Source organism: Halomonas sp. KX33721 (assembly GCF_001596805.1).
Lineage (GTDB): Bacteria > Pseudomonadota > Gammaproteobacteria > Pseudomonadales > Halomonadaceae > Vreelandella > Vreelandella aquamarina.
Genome location: NZ_LVIA01000011.1, coordinates 1 through 18,094 on the forward strand (window position 1 = coordinate 1; position 18,094 = coordinate 18,094).

18 protein-coding genes are annotated in these 18,094 nt (G+C 54.1%); 11 read left to right on the forward strand and 7 right to left on the reverse strand.

Annotated features, from left to right (window positions below; genetic code table 11):
• On the reverse strand, positions 1 to 526 hold a 526-nt coding region (locus A3220_RS04040), incomplete at its 3' end, for a helix-turn-helix domain-containing protein (RefSeq protein ID WP_062373320.1).
• A 155-nt stretch (positions 527 to 681) separates the two neighbouring features.
• Between A3220_RS04040 and aroQ the strand changes: the two genes are divergently transcribed.
• The gene (gene aroQ, locus A3220_RS04045) at positions 682 to 1,128 is read left to right on the forward strand and encodes a type II 3-dehydroquinate dehydratase (RefSeq protein WP_062373323.1); all 447 of its coding nucleotides are present in this window, start codon (positions 682 to 684) and stop codon (positions 1,126 to 1,128) included.
• A gap of 1 nt (position 1,129) precedes the next feature.
• Here the strand turns inward: aroQ and A3220_RS04050 are convergent, their stop codons facing one another.
• The 6 genes from A3220_RS04050 to A3220_RS04075 form a co-directional block, all read right to left on the reverse strand.
• Positions 1,130 to 2,080 carry an AEC family transporter gene (locus A3220_RS04050; RefSeq protein WP_062373326.1) on the reverse strand — a complete coding sequence of 317 codons (951 nt, stop codon included), beginning with the start codon at positions 2,078 to 2,080 and terminating at the stop codon, positions 1,130 to 1,132.
• A 79-nt stretch (positions 2,081 to 2,159) separates the two neighbouring features.
• Positions 2,160 to 3,038 (reverse strand): shikimate dehydrogenase, encoded by an 879-nt coding sequence (locus tag A3220_RS04055; RefSeq protein ID WP_062373329.1) that lies wholly within the window; start codon positions 3,036 to 3,038, stop codon positions 2,160 to 2,162.
• Positions 3,035 to 4,933, reverse strand: a complete 1,899-nt coding sequence (locus A3220_RS04060; RefSeq protein WP_084812745.1) for a sugar phosphate isomerase/epimerase and 4-hydroxyphenylpyruvate domain-containing protein — start codon at positions 4,931 to 4,933, stop codon at positions 3,035 to 3,037. The genes A3220_RS04055 and A3220_RS04060 overlap by 4 nt, the downstream gene beginning before the upstream one ends.
• Positions 4,934 to 4,964: 31 nt before the next feature.
• Positions 4,965 to 6,230: a TRAP transporter large permease gene (locus tag A3220_RS04065; RefSeq protein WP_174524458.1), complete on the reverse strand. Its 1,266-nt coding sequence runs from the start codon at positions 6,228 to 6,230 to the stop codon at positions 4,965 to 4,967.
• Positions 6,227 to 6,724, reverse strand: a complete 498-nt coding sequence (locus A3220_RS04070) for a TRAP transporter small permease (RefSeq protein WP_062373332.1) — start codon at positions 6,722 to 6,724, stop codon at positions 6,227 to 6,229. Before A3220_RS04070 ends, A3220_RS04065 begins: the two co-directional genes overlap by 4 nt.
• Positions 6,725 to 6,810: 86 nt before the next feature.
• Positions 6,811 to 7,818 (reverse strand): DctP family TRAP transporter solute-binding subunit, encoded by a 1,008-nt coding sequence (locus A3220_RS04075; protein ID WP_062373362.1) that lies wholly within the window; start codon positions 7,816 to 7,818, stop codon positions 6,811 to 6,813.
• 203 nt (positions 7,819 to 8,021) lie between these two features.
• Between A3220_RS04075 and A3220_RS04080 the strand changes: the two genes are divergently transcribed.
• From A3220_RS04080 to A3220_RS04125, 10 genes are all read left to right on the forward strand, one after another.
• A complete protein-coding gene (locus A3220_RS04080) occupies positions 8,022 to 8,711 on the forward strand; it encodes a TetR/AcrR family transcriptional regulator (protein ID WP_062373335.1) in 690 nt (229 codons plus the stop codon).
• Between the two features lie 162 nt (positions 8,712 to 8,873).
• A complete protein-coding gene (locus tag A3220_RS04085) occupies positions 8,874 to 10,202 on the forward strand; it encodes an adenylosuccinate lyase family protein (RefSeq protein WP_062373338.1) in 1,329 nt (442 codons plus the stop codon).
• Positions 10,203 to 10,390: 188 nt separating this feature from the next.
• Positions 10,391 to 11,209: a CoA-transferase gene (locus tag A3220_RS04090; RefSeq protein ID WP_062373341.1), complete on the forward strand. Its 819-nt coding sequence runs from the start codon at positions 10,391 to 10,393 to the stop codon at positions 11,207 to 11,209.
• 5 nt (positions 11,210 to 11,214) lie between these two features.
• Entirely contained in the window at positions 11,215 to 11,982 is a 768-nt protein-coding gene (locus A3220_RS04095; protein WP_337954881.1) for a CoA-transferase subunit beta, read from the forward strand.
• Positions 11,983 to 12,007: 25 nt separating this feature from the next.
• Positions 12,008 to 13,210 (forward strand): 3-oxoadipyl-CoA thiolase, encoded by a 1,203-nt coding sequence (pcaF, locus tag A3220_RS04100; RefSeq protein ID WP_062373365.1) that lies wholly within the window; start codon positions 12,008 to 12,010, stop codon positions 13,208 to 13,210.
• Between the two features lie 10 nt (positions 13,211 to 13,220).
• On the forward strand, positions 13,221 to 14,390 hold the full coding sequence (locus A3220_RS04105) for an alpha/beta fold hydrolase (protein WP_062373346.1): 1,170 nt from the start codon (positions 13,221 to 13,223) through the stop codon (positions 14,388 to 14,390).
• 66 nt (positions 14,391 to 14,456) lie between these two features.
• Positions 14,457 to 15,389: a pca operon transcription factor PcaQ gene (gene pcaQ, locus A3220_RS04110; RefSeq protein ID WP_062373349.1), complete on the forward strand. Its 933-nt coding sequence runs from the start codon at positions 14,457 to 14,459 to the stop codon at positions 15,387 to 15,389.
• A gap of 87 nt (positions 15,390 to 15,476) precedes the next feature.
• Positions 15,477 to 16,199, forward strand: coding sequence for a protocatechuate 3,4-dioxygenase subunit beta (gene pcaH, locus A3220_RS04115; RefSeq protein ID WP_062373352.1), 723 nt, complete (start codon positions 15,477 to 15,479; stop codon positions 16,197 to 16,199).
• A 15-nt stretch (positions 16,200 to 16,214) separates the two neighbouring features.
• Positions 16,215 to 16,847 carry a protocatechuate 3,4-dioxygenase subunit alpha gene (gene pcaG / locus A3220_RS04120; RefSeq protein WP_062373354.1) on the forward strand — a complete coding sequence of 211 codons (633 nt, stop codon included), beginning with the start codon at positions 16,215 to 16,217 and terminating at the stop codon, positions 16,845 to 16,847.
• A gap of 321 nt (positions 16,848 to 17,168) precedes the next feature.
• Positions 17,169 to 18,094 (forward strand): TRAP transporter substrate-binding protein (locus A3220_RS04125; RefSeq protein ID WP_062373357.1); only part of this gene is annotated, 926 nt, incomplete at its 3' end.

Consider the following 18,094-nt stretch of genomic DNA (forward strand, 5'->3'; position numbering starts at 1 on the left):
GCTGTAGTGAGATACGTCCTAAATAATCGTCTAGCGAGGTTTCGGGCAACTGAGCCAATAAGACGCGTCCCATCGACGTATGTGCGGCTGGTAAGCGTGTTCCCACGGAGAGCGTGATTGCCATTAAGCGGTGGTGCGCTGCTGAACGAGCAACGTAAATTACGTCATCACCATCCAGTACTCCCAACGAGGAGGATTCACCGCATTTGAGCGTAATTTCTTCTAAATACTGTTGGATAGCACTACGGTAATTATTGGACGATAAATACGAATAACCTAGCTGGAGTACGCGTGGTGCTAATTCAAAGTAGCGCTGCTGTTTACGAACATAGCCAAGGGCGTGCAGTGTCAGTAGAAAACGCCGAGCCTTGGCACGGTTCATGCTAGTGCGGGCTGCCACTTCACTCAGTGTCATACGTGGGTGGCTATCATCAAAAGCCATGATGACTTCTAAACCACTTGCCAGGGCAGTCACAAAGTCGCGGTCGTCGGGCTTGAGCGCCTCTTCCTGGGGGAAGTCGTCCATTCTTGTCTACTCATCGTATTATTACATGGTCAGCCGTTAAGGTAGCATAGTGTTCGAATAGCGAACAGTTGTGCTTTCTGGCTAATAGGCGGATGAACAGCTTCCCCATTATGGTAAATTCATACTGTTCGATTCATTCACAAAGAGACGGAATAATGAGCCAGCGTAAAGTCACCGTGTTGCATGGGCCTAATTTGAATCTCTTGGGAACTCGTCAGCCTGAGATTTATGGCTATGAGACCTTAGAGGATGTGAATAATACGTTGCGTGAAATAGCCGTCCTATCCGGTTGGGAGATCAACTGTTTTCAAAGCAATCATGAAGGCGCATTAATTGATGCAATTCACTCGGCACGAGTAGACGGGACCAGTGCCATCATCATTAATCCTGCTGCCTACACGCACACATCGGTCGCTATCCTTGATGCGCTGAATGCTTTTGAAGGAAAAGTGATTGAAGTTCATATCTCAAACGTACACAAGCGGGAAAGCTTTCGCCACCACTCCTATGTGTCACTGCGTGCCGATGGTGTGATTGCAGGCCTTGGGACTTATGGCTATCAGGCAGCTTTAAACTCACTCATAAGCGAATCCGCTACATAGTTTATATATTAAGAATACCGCTGAGTGTCATGAGCCAAATAAGTAGGCTAAGCGTAAAAAAGGAAGCGATCGTCGCCACTAGCATGGCGGTGGCACTCACGTCTCCTAAGTGATAGCGCTGTCCAAATAGGGGATAGATGCTAATCATTGGTGACGCGGCAAACAGTAGTGCACCCGCCATGTATATTGGCTCAATATTAGGCATCAGTAGAAACGCGACCAAAATAGCCAAGGGGTGAATGAGCAGCTTACCAACCACAATTTGTCCTACATCTCTCATCATCCCTTGAGCGCGCAGACCAAATAACGATCCACCGATGACAAATAGCGCGGCAGGTCCTGCTGCTTCCGCCAGCATATGAATCGCTTTATCAATAGGGGGAGGAATGACGATCTCGGTAGATGCGATGACGATCCCCACGGTTAACCCAATCAGTATGGGGTTTTTGGCCAGGCTTCGTGCCGTTTGGCGCAGGGTCTGCCACACGTTTGAGCCATGCTGGTTACCCATCTCAGCAAGAATAAGCGCGGTGGGAATCACAAGCAGGTTTTCAACGAGCATATTGAGAGCTAATAGCACCGCAGCCGGTGAGCCAATGACCATCGCGGCGACCGGGTAGCCAACAAATCCACTATTCGATGCGGCCATTCCGAGCGCTTGCATGGCGCTGGCATTAAGGGGTTGGCGCTGCAGTTTTAAGCAAAGTACTAAGCCTGCGCCTAACACGGCTATCGAGCCCAAACCGTACGCCAGCAAATAACTGGGCTGAAAAATCTTGCCTAGTGGCTGTTGGGTTAATGCGCGAATCACCAGGGCTGGCAGGGCACAGTACAGCACAAAAATACCCACGCCTTGCAGCTGTTCGCGCTGGATAACCCCGCTCCACCGAGCTATGTAGCCAATACCAATCAGCAGAAAAATAGGGGTGGTAATGGCTAGGATGGCGAGCATGGAAGTCTCTCCAGCGCATTAGGAGGTTGAAAGGCTCAAGTTCGAATGGCGAATAATTGTACGCTATTGCGAGAGTCTATCATGGCACACGTTGTGCTCTTGGTGAGACAAGTTGCTCGATATAGTGCGTGCGCAGGGGGATCACATGAGGCGTAATCTGTTCAGCGCTGAGGTGGCCATGGGTGAAAAATCGAAATGCGTCCACGCCCTGAAAGACGAACAGGTCAACGCCGGAGAGCGTTTTCGCTTTTGCTCGATGAGCCGCCATTAACAGCTCGGTATGGGCCGGAATATAAACCGCATCAAACACCCAGTGCTGAGCGCCAAGACCGGTGGTATCGATAGGGCAACCAGGATGGTTGATGTGTCCAATGGGGGTGCAGTTCACGACTCCTTGCCACGTTGCCAGTTCGCGCTGCGCTTGCTTGGCTGAAACGCACTCCGCTGCGATGCCCATGGCGTTAAGGTCTCGACACAGGGTGTCGGCACGCTGCTCGTCGCGCTCCAGAATATGGATACAGTGGGCAGACAGCTCACCGAGCGCACATGCCACGGCGCGTCCTACGCCACCGGCACCGATCAGTAAGACATCGCCCGCTTGCTGGCTGCCAAACGAGTGGCGGTAGGCGCTAATAAAACCCGTGTAGTCGGTGTTTTCGGCTCGCAACCCCTGCTCATCGAACAGTAACGTATTGGCGGTACCGACTCGTTGTACGCCTTCTCCGCAGATGTCCGCTAATTTTGCGGCTTTCTCTTTAAAGGGAAAGGTGACGTTGGTGCCCCGGTATCCCTCTGCGCGTAGCGTTTGAATCGCGCTGGGGAAGTCAAAATCCACGATACCTAGGCTGTCCACTAAGTCGTAGCGAACAGCCACGCCCAATGATGCGCCCAGGCGTTCGTGCAGGTCGGGAGATTGTGATTTGGCGATACCTTCGCCGACGAGTCCTAATTTGATCATGCTGGGCGCTCTCCCGTGTCGCGACGAGTGTTGTCCGTGTCACCATTAATATCTGAGGCTAAGAGGTCAGCTTCTAGGCGCTGCTGTGCCGTGACGCGCACGAAGGCATTTGGCGCGCCTAACCCTTGATAGCCCTCTCGCTGCACCAATTCGATGAAGAAGGCTTTATGGTTCGGTTGCGTATAGAGCTGATGGAAGTCGCCGTGACTGTCTTGGTCAAAGAGAATGTGGTGCTCCTGCATCCAGGCGTGCGTTTGTGCAGGGAGGTCAAAACGCGCCGCCAAGTCACGATAGTAGTTGCTGGGTATCGGTAGCACTGGGGACTTCGCCTGATGTAAGGCCGTACTAGTATCGCGCATGGAGGTGGTGCTTAAGGCAATGTGATGAACGCCTGAACCACCGTACTGACGGACAAAGCGGTTGCTGGCCGTATCCGGTGAGGCGCTGGCATTGAGCGCCAAGCGAAAACGACCATTGCCGTTTTGGAGGACTTGGCTTTGAATCAAGCCCCGTGGGTCCGTGACATCAAATGACGGGGTGACCTCCAACTGGAAGATAGCTCGGTACTGCAGCATCAGGGAGAGGTAGTCGTGGTAGGAGAGCGCAACGCTAATGTGGTCGATATCTACCAGCGACCCCTGGGGTACGGGCTTTACATCGACTGGAAACTCGCGATCCCATGTGCGGCTAAGCTGTGAGTCGTCAATGATGTAGGAGAGGCTGCCATCCACGTTGCGTAGTGCGCTCATGCGGTGGCTAGCACCGACGTCCTCAGGTTCAACAATATCGTAACCGAGCTTGTCAGCCCGCTTGAACGCCTCATAAGCGTTGCTTACCCGAAGGCCAATTGCGGTTACGGCGGTGGCATCGCGCCCAGGCACACGTCCTGTAAAACTCGACTCGGTGTTTAGAACCAAGTTAACGTCGCCTGCAGCCCAGCGTTCGGCGTTTAGTGTGTGGTGGCGCCCCACGCAAGCCATGCCCAACGCGCTGAGAAGCTCGCGTAGTCGTGCCAAATCTGCAGGCTCAACGGCAATTTCTAGGAAGGCGACGGACTCAATAGGCTGCGGCGCGGGAATGTCACTTTTTTCTTGCATGCTGCGCAGCAAATTGTAGGAGCGCAAACCATCGCGGGCAGTTTGTTCACTGTGTCCCATGCGGAAAACATCGTTAAATATCTCGTGGGAGAGGGGGCCGTCATAGCGGGTTTCCTGCAGCATGGTCATGAAGCTATCCATCTGCAGCTCGCCTTGACCAGGGAAACACCGATAGTGTCGGCTCCAAGATAGGTGATCCATCGACAGGCGTGGCGCATCGGCAGTCTGTACCAAGAAAATGCGATCACCTGGAATGCGGCCGATGGTGCCAAGCTCTGTCTGGCGCGAGAAAATGTGAAAAGTATCTAGCACCAAGCCGACATTCGGGTGTGAAGCTCGGCGGACCACTTCCCAGCTATCGCGGTAGTCGTGGATATGCCTGCCCCATGCCAGCGCTTCATAAGCAACGCGCAGATTACGCCGGGCAGCGCGTTCGCCCAACTCATAGAAGTCATCGGCAGCACGGCTTATACCTGGTAGAGCATCTGGGTGGACAGTACTGCAGACCATAAGAAGGTCTGTGCCGAGCTCTTCCATCAGATCAAACTTGTGTTCGGCTCGGTCGAACGCCCGCTCCCGTGCGCGCCCCTGCAAGCCTTCAAAATCACGAAACGGCTGAAGGGTAACCAGTTTAAGACCACGGGAACGAATTAGCTCCCCGGCCTCAAGCGGAGTACCGGCAAATGCTGTTAGGTCGTTTTCAAACAGCTCAATGCCCTCAAAGCCAGCCTGTGCAATGGCGTCTACTTTTTCTTCCAGTGACCCGCTGAGGCAAACGGTAGCAATAGATGAGTACATAGCATCATGCTCCTTACATTATTAATGAAGGTCAGTAGCCAGCCAAACGCGGCAGGAAAGTAACCAATGACGGTACAAAAGTAATGAGTAGCAGCACTAAGAATTGCACGGCGAGCATCGGCATAATGCGACGGATAATAGCGCCCATCCCAACGCCAGAGACAGAATCAGCAACAAACAGGCAGAGTCCCATAGGCGGTGTGATCAGTCCCATCATCAAGTTGAAGATAACGACGATGCCGAAGTGCAGCGGATCAATGCCCAGGGCCATTGCAATGGGATGCAGGATAGGCACAAGAACTAAAATGGCTGCGATCCCTTCCAAAAATAACCCTACTACCAGTAGCAAGAGAATGACTGCGATTAGGAAGGACCACTGAGTATCAATGCTCATCAACGCCCATTCGGTCAGCATGTTGGGTACGCGCTCAAACGTTAACACCCAGTTAGCGGCGGCAACGGCGCCCATAATGACCATGATCACCGCGCTATCGCGCATCGCGCGGGCAAAGATGCCGGGTAAGTTGACTAGTTTTATATTGCGGTAGAGCACCACACCCAGAATCAGTGCATAGACCACGGCAAAGGCCGCAGCTTCAGTGGGGGTGACGATTCCTGCGAGAATTGCGCCAACGACAAACACTGGCATGAGCGCTGGTAGCAACCCGTGGAGCAGAGCATGACGGCGTGACTGCTGTTTGCCCTGCGTTTTACCGATGTCACCAGCAAAAAAGTAGACATAGATTGACAGGCCCAGTGCTAGCAAAAAACCTGGCACGATACCGGCCAAAAAGAGTCCTGGCACCGACACGCCGGAGACGGTCAGTGCATAAATAATTACCGGGATGCTTGGCGGAATAATAGGGCCTATCACCGATGAAGCGGCGGTAAGCGCTGCTGCAAAATCGCGCGGGTAGCCCTCTTTTTCCATAGATGGAATAAACACACGCCCTAGCGCTGAAGTATCGGCAATTGCCGAACCTGAAAGCCCGGCAAAAATGACCGACGCCCAGATATTAACGTGTGCCAGCCCAGCCTTGAGTCGGCCTACAATAGCGCTCGCCAGATTAATAATACGGTGTGTGATACCCGCTTCATTCATTAGCTCGCCAGCTAAAATGAACAATGGAATCGCCAGTAACGGGAAAGACTCCATCCCACCGAAAAACTGCTGTGAGACGATGCGAATGTGGTAAGGCAAGTCTCCAGTGCTCATCAGCACCGTTAATGAGCCGAGAATGGCAAAGGCAAAGGGTACACCCAGTAAGACAAGTGCTAGAAGCAGTAAAAAGATCATGATGATGCCTCCTCGCTGGGTTGCTCGCTCAAACGCAACGCGCTCATCACCAGAGCAGAGAGGCAAAGCAAACCACCGCCTATTAACATCGAGGCTTGGAACAGCCACATTGGCATGCCGGTGCTTGATGAGGTACGTCCGCCGCGCGCGGCAATAAACTCAACCGCCGATACCATCAAGCCAATACCGACCGCTAGCACAACTAAGTCGACAATGATGGCTTGCCAGCGCTTCCAGTGAGGTGGCAGTAAACGGCGAATAAGGTCAAAGCCGATATGCTTATCTTGGAGATAGGCCCAAGACATACCGAACATTAGACCGTAAATCATTAGGTAGATAGCGGTATCTTCTCCCCAGCTAATGGAACCGCCATAGGTGTAGCGTGCAAAGGCATTGCTCGCGACCAGCAGAAAAATTAGCATCATGGCAAGTCCTGCCAAGCTGCCGTTGAACAGTATCAGGCCGCGATGTATTCGGCTGAGAAGAGCAGACATAAGAGCACCTTCAATCAATAGTCAGGCACGTAAGTTGGCGAGTAGGCCGCTAATGGCCTACTCGCAAGCTAGCTATGAACGGTGTGTTAGAAGCGAGAGGAGGCCTCATCTACTGCAGAAGTGAGGCGGTCAATCCATTCGGCATCATCGCCTAGTTCATCACGTAGGTATGCCTGTACAGGCGGCTGAGCTGCTGAACGGAAGGCTTCCATCTGTTCAGCGGTAGGTTGGGTGATTTCCATGCCTTCTGCTTCTAGCTTGGTGATCCCCTCCGCCGAGTTAAATTGCTGGATGGCGCGGCCGGTATTACCAGCAACCACGGCGGCACGCTTCACAGCGGCTTGCTCTTCCTCGGAAAGAGACTGGAATATCTCATCGTTGATCAGGAGGTGATCCACACCATATACATGGCGATCGAGCGTTAGGTAGTCCTGAAACTCGTAGAAGTTGTTGCCATAGATCACCGATATGGGGTTCTCTTGGCCGTCTACTACGCCGGTCGCAAGTGCTGTCGGTACTTCACCCCAGGCGATACCTTGAGGCTCACCACCTAACGCGCTGACCATTTCTAAGTAAAGCGGAATGGTTTGCACGCGGAATTTTAAGCCCTGCATATCTTCCGGCGAGTTGATCGGGCGCACAGAGTTGGTGAAGTGGCGAAAGCCAGTTTCGCCATAGGCTAATGTACGCAGTCCGGTTTGTTGTAAGCAGTGTTCAGCAAGCGCGGTGCCAAACTCACCATCCATAACTTCCCAAGCTACTGGTGCTGAAGGAAAGGCATAAGGAATATCTGTCACCGCGACGGCGGGGCAGAAGTTGGCATAGGCGCCAGAGACCATCGCGATGCTGATGGTGCCATCCTGAGCACCTTCAATGAGTTCGGTTTCACCACCTAAGGAGCCAGCAGGATAGAGCTCTACGGTAAGGTCAGTTTCGGCTTCCACTAGGTTTTTGAATACTTGGCCAGCTGCCCCCTTTTTAGAGGTGGTCCAGTCATCAGGGTCAACATGGGCAAAGCGCAAGGTTTGTGCAGAAGCATGAGCTGCAGAGAGGAGCGCCGCCGTTGTGATCGCCGCTGTGAGCGTGCGTTTCATAGGAGCTTTTTGTAGTGAAATCATCGGGAATAGAGACATTATTGTTGTCCTCTTGTCGAGCCATTGTCATGGAGCTTGAAAAGCCATGAAGGTAGCGCGCATGGCCATTTCACTGTGTTCAAATCAACAATGTACGAAATGGTACGTTCAGTCAAGGTATGGCATACTAGACCAAAGACGATCACGATAATAAAGGTCTACCAATGACAGCTAAATCCAAAGCTTCTTCGCCCGCTTCCACACGACGCGGGCGTAAAAACGATCCTGAGTCTGTCCAGGCCGATATTCTTGCTGTTGCTACTCGAGAATTCTCAGAAAAAGGCTTATCAGGGGCGCGAATTGATGAGATCGCTGAAAAGACTCGTGCCTCTAAACGAATGATTTACTATTACTTTAAAGATAAAGAAACGCTCTACCTGCATACTTTAGAGGCTGCTTATAAAAAGGTGCGCTTGCAAGAGGCTGAGCTGCAGCTAAATCACTTGGCTCCGCTAGAGGCACTCGGCCGGTTAGTGAGATTTACGTTTTGTCACCACGCCAAAAATCCTGATTTTATTCGCCTGGTAATGATCGAAAATATTCATCATGGCCGTTACCTAGCGCAGTCAAAGTTGATCCAATCACTCAATGCCGGTGTGATTGATGCCCTCACCAATGTATACAACCGTGGTGTTGAGGAAGGTTGTTTTCGCGAAGGGTTAGATCCACGTGAGCTTCACTGGCTCATTAGCGCGCTTTCATTTTTTAATGTCTCAAACCAACACACCTTTTCGCGTATTTTTGACTGGAAACAGGCGGCTCCAGAAACTCAGCGTAAATTGGAAGATCATGTCACGGATATGGTCATGCGTTACGTCCTACTTGGCGATTCAGCTACCGAAGTGCCCCGATAACGCTTTATATTGCCTCTCTTAATTTTTGGTTGCCTAAAATGCAGAGGCCTATTTAGCCTATAGTTCGAAGAGCGAACATAAGTAAAAATTAGATGGTGAGCTCAGAACTATTGTAGCTTGGCACTTTCTTGCCAAGCCTTTGCTAACGGAGGCCTCTTCGCCATGCCCGCTACCTTTATAAAAACCCCTTTTATGAGCCAACACGCGTTAGATGCATGCGATGAAAACGCCATGCTCAACGCCATGCTGGCCTTTGAGCTCGCCCTGGCCGAGGTACAGGAAGCCAGTGGGGCACTTCCCAGCGGTGCAAGCCAAAACATGCGTCGCCAGTTGGAAAACGCCACTTTTAACGTGGCCGACATTGCTGCAGGCATTGCCAGCGGAGGCAATGTGGCGATTCCTTTCGTCAAACAGGGCCGTGCGCTACTGGCTGATGGTCTCAAACGCTACTGGCACCAGGGAGCGACGAGTCAGGATGTGGTCGACTCAGCGTTAATGCTGCTGTTGAAACCGCGCTTAGCGTCGCTGGATCGTTGGTTGCAACGATGCCGCTCTGCGGCGTTGGTGTTGATGGAGTCCCATGCCCAGACACCCATGGTAGGGCGCACATTAATGCAGCAAGCACTGCCGATCACCTTTGGGGTCAAAGTATCTCATTGGGCCATCGGTTTGGAGCAGAGCCGTCGTCGCTTACGGGCACTGGAACTGCCCGTGCAATTTGGCGGAGCGGTGGGCGTACACTCGGGCTGGGATAACCTGGGGCTAGAGTGGATGGACGCATTGGCTGAGCGGCTGGGTTTGTCTGCGCCTGTGCTTCCCTGGCATACCGACCGCTACCCAATCCATGCTCTCGGCACGGCGTTAGATGCAGTTGCGGGGGCAGCTGAGAAAATCGCGCTTGATGTATCACTACTGACGCAAACTGAAGTGGGGGAGGTGGCGGAGCCCTCGGCACCGGGAATGGGAGAGTCTTCCTCCATGCCCCACAAACGTAACCCGGTACGCAGCGCCATGATTCGGAGCGCAGCACGGCAAGTACATGGCCATACCAGTGTATTGATAAACGCTGCCGCGCAGCCCCTTGAGCGTGGGTTGGGCGAATGGCACGCGGAGTGGGCACCCTTAATGGAAAGCGTTCTATTGGTAGAGGGCGCTCTGGAGCAGATTGCAGTACTGCTTGAAGGGCTTGAAGTCTACCCTGCGAATATGTGGCGCAATCTGGCGGCCACAGGTGGCGGCATTATGGCCGAACCGGTAGCCCGATTACTGGCTCCCACCTTAGGCACGGATAAAGCCAAAGCGGTGAGTGCGGAAGCCGCAGAAACTGCTCGCCTGGAAGCTCGCGCTTACTCAGAGGTGCTTATCAACCATCCTAACGTACAAGGTGTTGTCGAGCTTGGTGCGCTACGTGATGCCTGTAACCCCGCTTTATACCTTGGTAGCAGCGAAAAGCAGGTGCAACGTGCCCGTGCATGGCTTATTTATGAGTAAGTGATTGTTATTAAATATATTTTTTGATTGTAATAACCGCCAAGGTTGGGCTTGCGTGGGGTGTCGCTGCTCCGTCGCCATTTGACCCGATCAGGTTTCAGCAGTAACTTGTTCGTATTGAGAATCTATGTTCGTTTGACGAACAAATCCTGATAAGTATAGCAACGACCAGTAAAGAGGCACCCATCATGGCCGAGTTTCTCAGCTTGCATGACGCGGTAGCGCGCTACGTTCAAGACGGCGCTACCGTGGCCATGGAAGGCTTTACCCACTTGATTCCTTTTGCGGCGGGTCATGAAGTGATCCGTCAGAAAAAGCGTGACCTCACGCTCATCCGCATGACCCCCGATATTATTTACGATCAGTTGATTGGCGCGGGCTGTGCCAAAAAAGTGATCTTCTCTTGGGGCGGTAATCCTGGCGTGGGTTCATTGCACCGCCTGCGCGACGCGGTCGAAAAAAGCTGGCCACATAAAGTAGAGATTCTCGAACACAGCCACGCGGCCATGGCCTGCGCCTTTGAGGCAGGGGCAGCGGGCCTACCGTTGGCGGTGTTCCGTGGCTATGTGGGCAGTGAGCTACCCAGCGTTAATGACCAAATCAAGTTTATCGAGTGCCCGTTTACCGGTGAACGTCTTGCCGCGATACCGTCGGTTCGCCCTGATGTATCGATCATTCACGCTCAGCGTGCCGACCGCCAAGGCAATGTGTTGGTAGAAGGGATTGTTGGTGTTCAAAAAGAGGCAGTGTTGGCGGCCAAGCACAGCATCGTCACAGTGGAAGAGATTGTCGATGATCTGGGCGCGACCCCTAATGCCTGCGTGATTCCCAGCTGGGCGGTCAGTGCCATTGCGGTGGCAGAGAAAGGTGCGCTGCCTTCTTATACTCACGGCTACTACGGCCGCAGCAACCTCTTCTATAAGGAGTGGGATGCCATCGCTCGCGACCGCGATACCTTTACCCAGTGGCTGGATGACAACGTCTTTAATGCAGGAGGCCAAGCCTGATGAGTCTGGAATATACCTCTTCTGAAATGATGTCGGTCACCGCAGCGCGAGCGCTGGAAAACGGCATGACCTGTTTTGTAGGGATCGGTTTGCCCTCAGAAGCTGCCAACTTGGCTCGACTCACTCATGCACCCGACGTGGTGCTGATTTACGAATCCGGCACCTTGCAAACCAAGCCCGATATTCTGCCGCTCTCTATTGGCGATGGCGAACTGTGCGAATCGGCGCTCACCACCGTGGCAGTGCCGGAAATGTTCTGCTACTGGCTGCAGGGCGGCAAGGTGAGCGTGGGTTTCTTGGGCACCGCGCAGATTGACCGCTTTGCTAACCTTAATACCACGCTGATCGGCGATTACAAAGCCCCAAAAGTGCGCCTGCCAGGCGGCGGTGGCGCGCCGGAAATTGCCACTAATGCAGGTGAAGTCTTTATCACTCTAAAGCACTCGAAGCGTGCCTTTGTGAAAGATGTCGACTTCGTCACTACGCTCGGCTTTGGTCGCGACGGCAAAGGCCGCGACAATGTGCCCAATATTGGCAAAGGCCCCACTCGCGTCATCACCGACCTCTGCGTGATGAAACCCGACCCGGATACTAAAGAGCTGGTTGTGGTGTCGCTGCATCCCGGTGTGAGCCGCGAAGAGGTGATTGAAGCGACCGGTTGGGAGGTACGCTTTGCCGAGCAGCTTGAGAGTACCCCAGAGCCTAGCGAAAAAGAGCTGACTATCCTGCGCGAATTAAAAGCGCGTACCGAGCGTGCCCACGCTGGCGAATAAGGAGACTGTTATGAGCGATGTTGTGATGAAAGACGTCTATCTCTGTCATCCCCGCCGCACTGCCGTTGGGCGCTTTGGTGGCACGCTGGCCAGCGTGCGCCCCGATGACTTTGCCGCGACCATCTTTAAAGCCGTCTTGGCCGAAGCGCCAAACCTTGATCCGGCCGCCATTGAAGAAGTCTTTATGGGTTGTGCCAACCAAGCTGGGGAAGATAACCGCAATGTGGCGCGCATGTCGTCGCTGCTGGCGGGCATTCCCACCTCAGTACCTGGCACGACCATGAATCGCCTGTGCGGCTCGGGCATGGACGCGGTAGGCACTGCTTTTCGCGCTATCAAAGCGGGTGAGATGGAGCTGGCCCTGGCAGGCGGTGTGGAATCCATGTCCCGTGCGCCCTATGTCATGGGCAAAGCAGACAGCGCCTTCGCCCGGGGGCAGAAAATCGAAGACACCACTATCGGCTGGCGTTTTATAAACCCCGTGATGAAGAAAGCGTACGGAGTGGATTCAATGCCGGAAACGGCGGAGAACGTGGCCGAACAGTTCAATATTTCCCGGGAAGACCAGGACGCTTTTGCCCTGCGCTCACAGCAGAAAGCGGCGGCTGCCCAAAAGGCCGGGCGTTTTGTTCAAGAAATCACTGCTATTGAGATCCCCCGACGCAAGCAGGACCCACTGATCTTTGATCAGGACGAGCATCTGCGCGAAACCACGCTTGAGAAGCTGGCGGCACTGCCTACGCCTTTTCGTGAAGGCGGTAGCGTGACGGCGGGCAACGCTTCTGGTGTCAACGACGGCGCAGCCGCCATGCTGGTGGCCAGTGAAGCAGCGGTCAAACAGCACGGCCTTAAGCCGATGGCGAAAATTATCGGCATGGCCACGGCTGGTGTTGAGCCGCGCATCATGGGTTACGGGCCGGTACCCGCGGTACAAAAACTACTCAAGCGCACCGGTATCGCCATGGACGATATCGATGTGTTTGAGTTTAACGAGGCATTTGCCGCCCAAGCGTTAGCTTGTATGCGCGACCTTGGCTTGGCTGACGACGACCCGCGCGTTAACCCAAACGGTGGTGCGATTGCCCTTGGACATCCGCTGGGCATGTCCGGTGCCCGCCTATTGCTGACCGCTGCCCATGAGCTGCAAAACAGCGGCAAGCGCTATGCCCTGTGCACCATGTGCGTAGGTGTCGGCCAGGGTATCGCCACGCTAATCGAACGCGTTTAACGGAGGTAGTATGGCCTTTCATACCATCAATGGCCGCAGCGTCGCCTACCGATTGCTCGGCTCAGAAGTGAATCCCCTTATCGTGCTGGCGCACCCGCTGGGCATGAGCCAAGCGGTATGGGACGACGTGATCCCCGCGCTGCTGCCCCGCTATCGAGTGCTTACCTGGGATCTGCCCGGCCACGGCGCCAGCCAGGCGGTCAGCGGCACACAGATAACGCCTGCCGATCTAGCCGAAGAGGTGCTAGCGTTGGTAGCGCTGGCGGGCGTGCAACGGTTTCACTTTGCCGGTACCTCGATTGGTGGTGTGGTTGGCCAGCAGCTGATTGCCGCACATCCTGACCAGCTGCTTTCCGCGACGCTGACCAATACGGGGGCGGTAATCGGCAACCCCGATTTGTGGAACACCCGCGCTGGGCGCGTGCGTCAGGAAGGCTTGGAGGCGATGGCTGAGGAAATCGTACCGCGCTGGTTTGCCCCTGCGACGTTCGAGGCAAGCCCCGCACTGAAAGCGGGCTGGTGCGTGCAAATGGGCCGTGGCGATGATGAGTCCTACGCTCAGCTATGCGAAATGCTCGGCCGCGACACCTTTACCGGCAAGCTTTCCGGCAAGCGCGCCAACGTTCAGCTGTTTGGCGGTAGTGAAGATTTGGCCACACCGCCCACTACCCTCGAGGCCTTGGCCAAAGAGCTTGATGATGCACCACTGGAGGTATTTGACGGCGTCGGTCATGTGCCCTCAGTAGAAGCTCCGGCGCTATTCGCGCAAAAGCTGCTCGTCGTGCTGGCAAAAGATTTGGGCGATGTGGCGAACCAAGGGGTGGCCTACTCGACCGGACTGGAAAGCCGCAAGCAGGTGTTGGGAGATGAGCACGTGGCGCGTTCTACCGCCAACGCTAATACCCTTGATGCCCCCTTCCAGCAGATGATTACTCGCCTGGCCTGGGGCGAGCTGTGGAGCAACGATGACTTGACCCGCCGTGAGCGCAGCATGATCACCACGGGAATTCTCGCCGCGCTAGGGCGTGAAGAGCTAACACTGCACTTGAAAACCGCCAAGCGGGTTGGCCTGACTGAAGCCGAGTTGCGCCAAGTGCTCATGCATGTAGCGATTTATGGCGGCGTTCCGGCAGCCAATCACGCCTTTGCCCTTGCGAAAGAGCTGGGCTGGGGCGAGTAGAAAGCCGTTCGCAGTGCTTGTGCTGACAGAGTATCCTCATAACCAAAAGGTTATTGAGGAGGTGTGATGCTAAACGCACGTATTAAACTACGGCATTTACAGGCGTTTCTCGAAGTGGCACGGCAACGAAGTTTTGCACGTGCCGCAGAACGCCTGTCTATTACCCAGCCGGGGATTTCTAAAACTATTCGGGAGTTGGAAGATACCCTCGCTGTCTCACTATTCGAGCGCACGCCAAAAGGTATTTCCCTTACCCAGGCCGGACTGACACTACTTCGCCACGCAGGCCCGGCGGTGCGCACCCTTGAGGAAGGTGTGAAGGCCCTACAAGCGGTGCAGGAGGGATCGCACTGGCTGCGTATAGGAGCCTTATCCACCGCGGAAAGCCGTCTATTACCCGAAGCGCTGCGACGTTGGCAAGTTGATACCGCCACCGAAAGAGGCGCACAGGTAGTAACGGGGACCAGCGCTTTCTTGCTATCGCGTTTGCGGCGCGGAGAGCTGGATGTCGTGGTTGGACGTATGACAGAAGCGCGGGAGATTCATGATTTAAGCTTTGAGCATCTCTACTATGAACGTCTCCAACTGGTAGTGCGCGCAGGCCATCCATTGCTGGCCGAGCAGGGGTTAACAGCCGATAAGCTGTGTGCCTACCCCTGGATTGTGCCACCGCCACAGACCACTCTGCGCCAACAAGTCGATAGCTTTTTTGTCCGTCATGGCCTTTCGTTGCCTACCCAACGTATCGAGACGTTATCGCTAGCGCTTGGCTTGCACTATACGCTGATTGGCGAGGCCATTTGGGTAGCCCCAGAGGAGGCGGTGCGTTCTGCCCAGCAGCGCGAAGAACTGTACGAATTAACGCTACCCTTGGAGCTTAACGGTGGCTCCGTTGGCTTGTGTATCAATCGTTCATTACATCCCACGCTTGCCACTGAGGCATTTTGCGAAGTGTTAAGGGAAGTGGCCTCAGATGTAGTGAAAGGTCATAACTCATAGGTTATGGAGGCTGTGTAAGTTATTAATTGGCAAGCCGGTTATTAATCACGACACTAATACCGTCTGTTCAATTATTGAGATAACTGTATGCAAAACGATAATAAACGCTTTGTGACGCGTGATCGCAACTGGCATCCGCCTGCCTACGCGCCGGGCTATAAAACCTCGGTGGCACGCTCGCCCCAGCAAGCGCTGGTGAGTCTGCAACAGCCAACGGTCTCTGAATTGACTGGTCCTGATTTTAGCCACCTACGCATGGGGCCGCACGATAACGATCTGTTACTTAATTTTAGCCACGGCCAGGGATTACCGCAGGGCGAGCGGATTCTTATGTTTGGCCGAGTTGTCGACCAGTTCGGCAAGCCCGTCCCCCATACGTTGGTGGAAATGTGGCAAGCCAATGCGGGTGGGCGCTACCGCCACAAAAACGATAAGTATCTCGCCCCGCTGGACCCTAACTTCGGTGGTGTAGGGCGCTGCTTGACTGATGAGCAGGGCTTTTATCGTTTTCGCACTATTAAGCCCGGCCCCTATCCATGGCCAAATGACGTCAATAGCTGGCGGCCTGCCCATATTCATGTCTCCGTCACTGGACCTGCGATTTCCACTCGGTTAATCACCCAAATGTATTTTGAAGGTGACCCGCTGATCCCGCTTTGCCCGATTGTGCATACGCTAAAAGACCCTGAAGCGGTTGAAACGATGATCGGAAGGTTGGATATGGCCCACAGCAAGCCGATGGACTGCCTAGCCTATCGCTTTGACATCGTGGTGCGCGGCGAGCTGCAAACCTACTTTGAAAACCAATAAGGGCGGGGATATCTCATGAATCAGCCTAACAGCCAGCCGACTAGCGACCTGATACTGCGTGAAACCGCCTCGCAAACCGCTGGCCCCTACGTGCATATCGGCCTTGCCCTCGCCGCTGCCGGTAATCCCGTGCGGGATGAAGAGATCTGGAACGAGATGGCCAAGCCTGATGCAGAGGGTGAACACATTGAGGTAGTGGGCACCGTCATTGACGGCAACGGCGATCTAGTACGCGATGCTTTCGTGGAAGCGTGGCAAGCCGATGCTAGCGGCAACTACCAGGCCGATTACGACCTGAGCAAGCCGTTCAATAGCTTTGGCCGCACTGCCACCACCTTCGATCACGGTAGCGAATGGTCGTTAACCACCATTAAGCCCGGTTCGGTGAAACATCCCAGCGGTCAGTTAATGGCGCCGCACATTAACCTCACACTGTTTGCCCGGGGGGTGAACATCCACCTACAAACACGGCTCTACTTTGATGATGAAGCTGAAGCGAACGCCCAGTGCCCGGTGCTCTCCCGCATCGAATCTCCGGCGCGTCGGCAAACCTTGATCGCCACACGTGAAGAGCAGGATGGCCAGGTGCGCTATCGTTTGAATATTCGCCTGCAGGGCGAAGGTGAAACGGTATTTTTTGATTTCTAGCCTGTTGGCTGCAGGTGCTGGGAATAAAACTGAAAAGCGTTGCTTATACATGGGCAGCGCTTTTTTGTTTGGATTAGACCTTGGTCGAGGGTGAATATTGCAAAAGTCCAATTTTTTCCCGCCATTGTACCTTTTGGGAAGGTGGCGAAGGCAGCAACACTGACGATATGGGGAAGGACGGTAAAAAGGCCGTGTGGCTAAGCCTGTACATAGACGAATGTCGATTAGCCCTGCGCCTCATAGTGAACTAATGTGGATGGTAAAGCGAACTAGTATTCGCTTTGCGAACTTATAATAATCCAAATATGCCCTGGAGTTTCCATGAAGAATAAATTTGCTCGGTGCGTGCTGGCTGCCGCGATTGCTGGTCTTTCAATTAGCTCTGTCCAAGCAGAAACCACCCTGCGCATGGCTCACTTTTGGCCAGGCGCATCGGGAGTGAACGAAGATATTCTACAAGCGTGGGCGGATACGATTGCTGAAGAGTCGAATGGTGAGCTGACGGTTCAAATGTTCCCATCTGGCACCCTGGCCAAGCCGGACTCCATTTATGAGGCTGCCGCCAACGGCATCGCCGATATTGGCGCCACGGCGCAGGGTTACACCGCTGGTCGTTTCCCATTGTCACAAATTGTTGAGCTGCCAGGGATTGCCTCGACAGCAACCCAGGGTGCCTGCGTACTGCAGACGCTTTACGACGATGGCCATTTAGACAGCGAGTACGAAGATACTCGACCGCTGTTCATGTTTACCACTGGGCCGGGCGGTATTCATACCATCGACACTGACATACAAACACCTGCCGACCTTGAAGGGCTGCGTATTCGTCGCCCAACCGCTGTTGCAGGCGAAATGCTTGAAAATATGGGAGCTACTCCAGTGGGTATGCCTGCACCGGATATCTATACCTCCATGCAGCGTGGCGTGATCGATGGTTTGAGCTTCCCGTGGGAGGGCCTGAAAGGCTTCCGTGTTAATGAGTTGGTGAACTACCACACTGAAGTGCCTTTTTACACGTTGATTTTCGTTGCCACCATGAATCAGCGCAGCTACGACAACCTCACGCCAGAGCAGCAGGCGGTCATTGATAATAACTCGGGTATGAAGTGGGCTAACAACGCCGGGGCGGTGTTTGATCGACTGGATGTGGAAGGTAAACAAGAAGCTACCGATGCTGGCCATACCATTCGCGAAATCGAAAAGCCGCTAGAGCATCCCGACTGGCAGGAACCGCTTCAAGCAGGCAT

Excerpts from the sequence above, each read along its gene's own strand:
- aroQ (WP_062373323.1), top strand. The coding sequence starts at position 682 with ATGAGCCAGCGTAAAGTCACCGTGTTGCATGGGCCTAATTTGAATCTC.
- A3220_RS04050 (WP_062373326.1), bottom strand. The coding sequence starts at position 2,080 with ATGCTCGCCATCCTAGCCATTACCACCCCTATTTTTCTGCTGATTGGT.
- A3220_RS04055 (WP_062373329.1), bottom strand. The coding sequence starts at position 3,038 with ATGATCAAATTAGGACTCGTCGGCGAAGGTATCGCCAAATCACAATCT.
- A3220_RS04060 (WP_084812745.1), bottom strand. The coding sequence starts at position 4,933 with ATGTACTCATCTATTGCTACCGTTTGCCTCAGCGGGTCACTGGAAGAA.
- A3220_RS04065 (WP_174524458.1), bottom strand. The coding sequence starts at position 6,230 with ATGATCTTTTTACTGCTTCTAGCACTTGTCTTACTGGGTGTACCCTTT.
- A3220_RS04070 (WP_062373332.1), bottom strand. The coding sequence starts at position 6,724 with ATGTCTGCTCTTCTCAGCCGAATACATCGCGGCCTGATACTGTTCAAC.
- A3220_RS04075 (WP_062373362.1), bottom strand. The coding sequence starts at position 7,818 with ATGAAACGCACGCTCACAGCGGCGATCACAACGGCGGCGCTCCTCTCT.
- A3220_RS04080 (WP_062373335.1), top strand. The coding sequence starts at position 8,022 with ATGACAGCTAAATCCAAAGCTTCTTCGCCCGCTTCCACACGACGCGGG.
- A3220_RS04085 (WP_062373338.1), top strand. The coding sequence starts at position 8,874 with ATGCCCGCTACCTTTATAAAAACCCCTTTTATGAGCCAACACGCGTTA.
- A3220_RS04090 (WP_062373341.1), top strand. The coding sequence starts at position 10,391 with ATGGCCGAGTTTCTCAGCTTGCATGACGCGGTAGCGCGCTACGTTCAA.
- pcaF (WP_062373365.1), top strand. The coding sequence starts at position 12,008 with ATGAAAGACGTCTATCTCTGTCATCCCCGCCGCACTGCCGTTGGGCGC.
- A3220_RS04105 (WP_062373346.1), top strand. The coding sequence starts at position 13,221 with ATGGCCTTTCATACCATCAATGGCCGCAGCGTCGCCTACCGATTGCTC.
- pcaQ (WP_062373349.1), top strand. The coding sequence starts at position 14,457 with ATGCTAAACGCACGTATTAAACTACGGCATTTACAGGCGTTTCTCGAA.
- pcaH (WP_062373352.1), top strand. The coding sequence starts at position 15,477 with ATGCAAAACGATAATAAACGCTTTGTGACGCGTGATCGCAACTGGCAT.
- pcaG (WP_062373354.1), top strand. The coding sequence starts at position 16,215 with ATGAATCAGCCTAACAGCCAGCCGACTAGCGACCTGATACTGCGTGAA.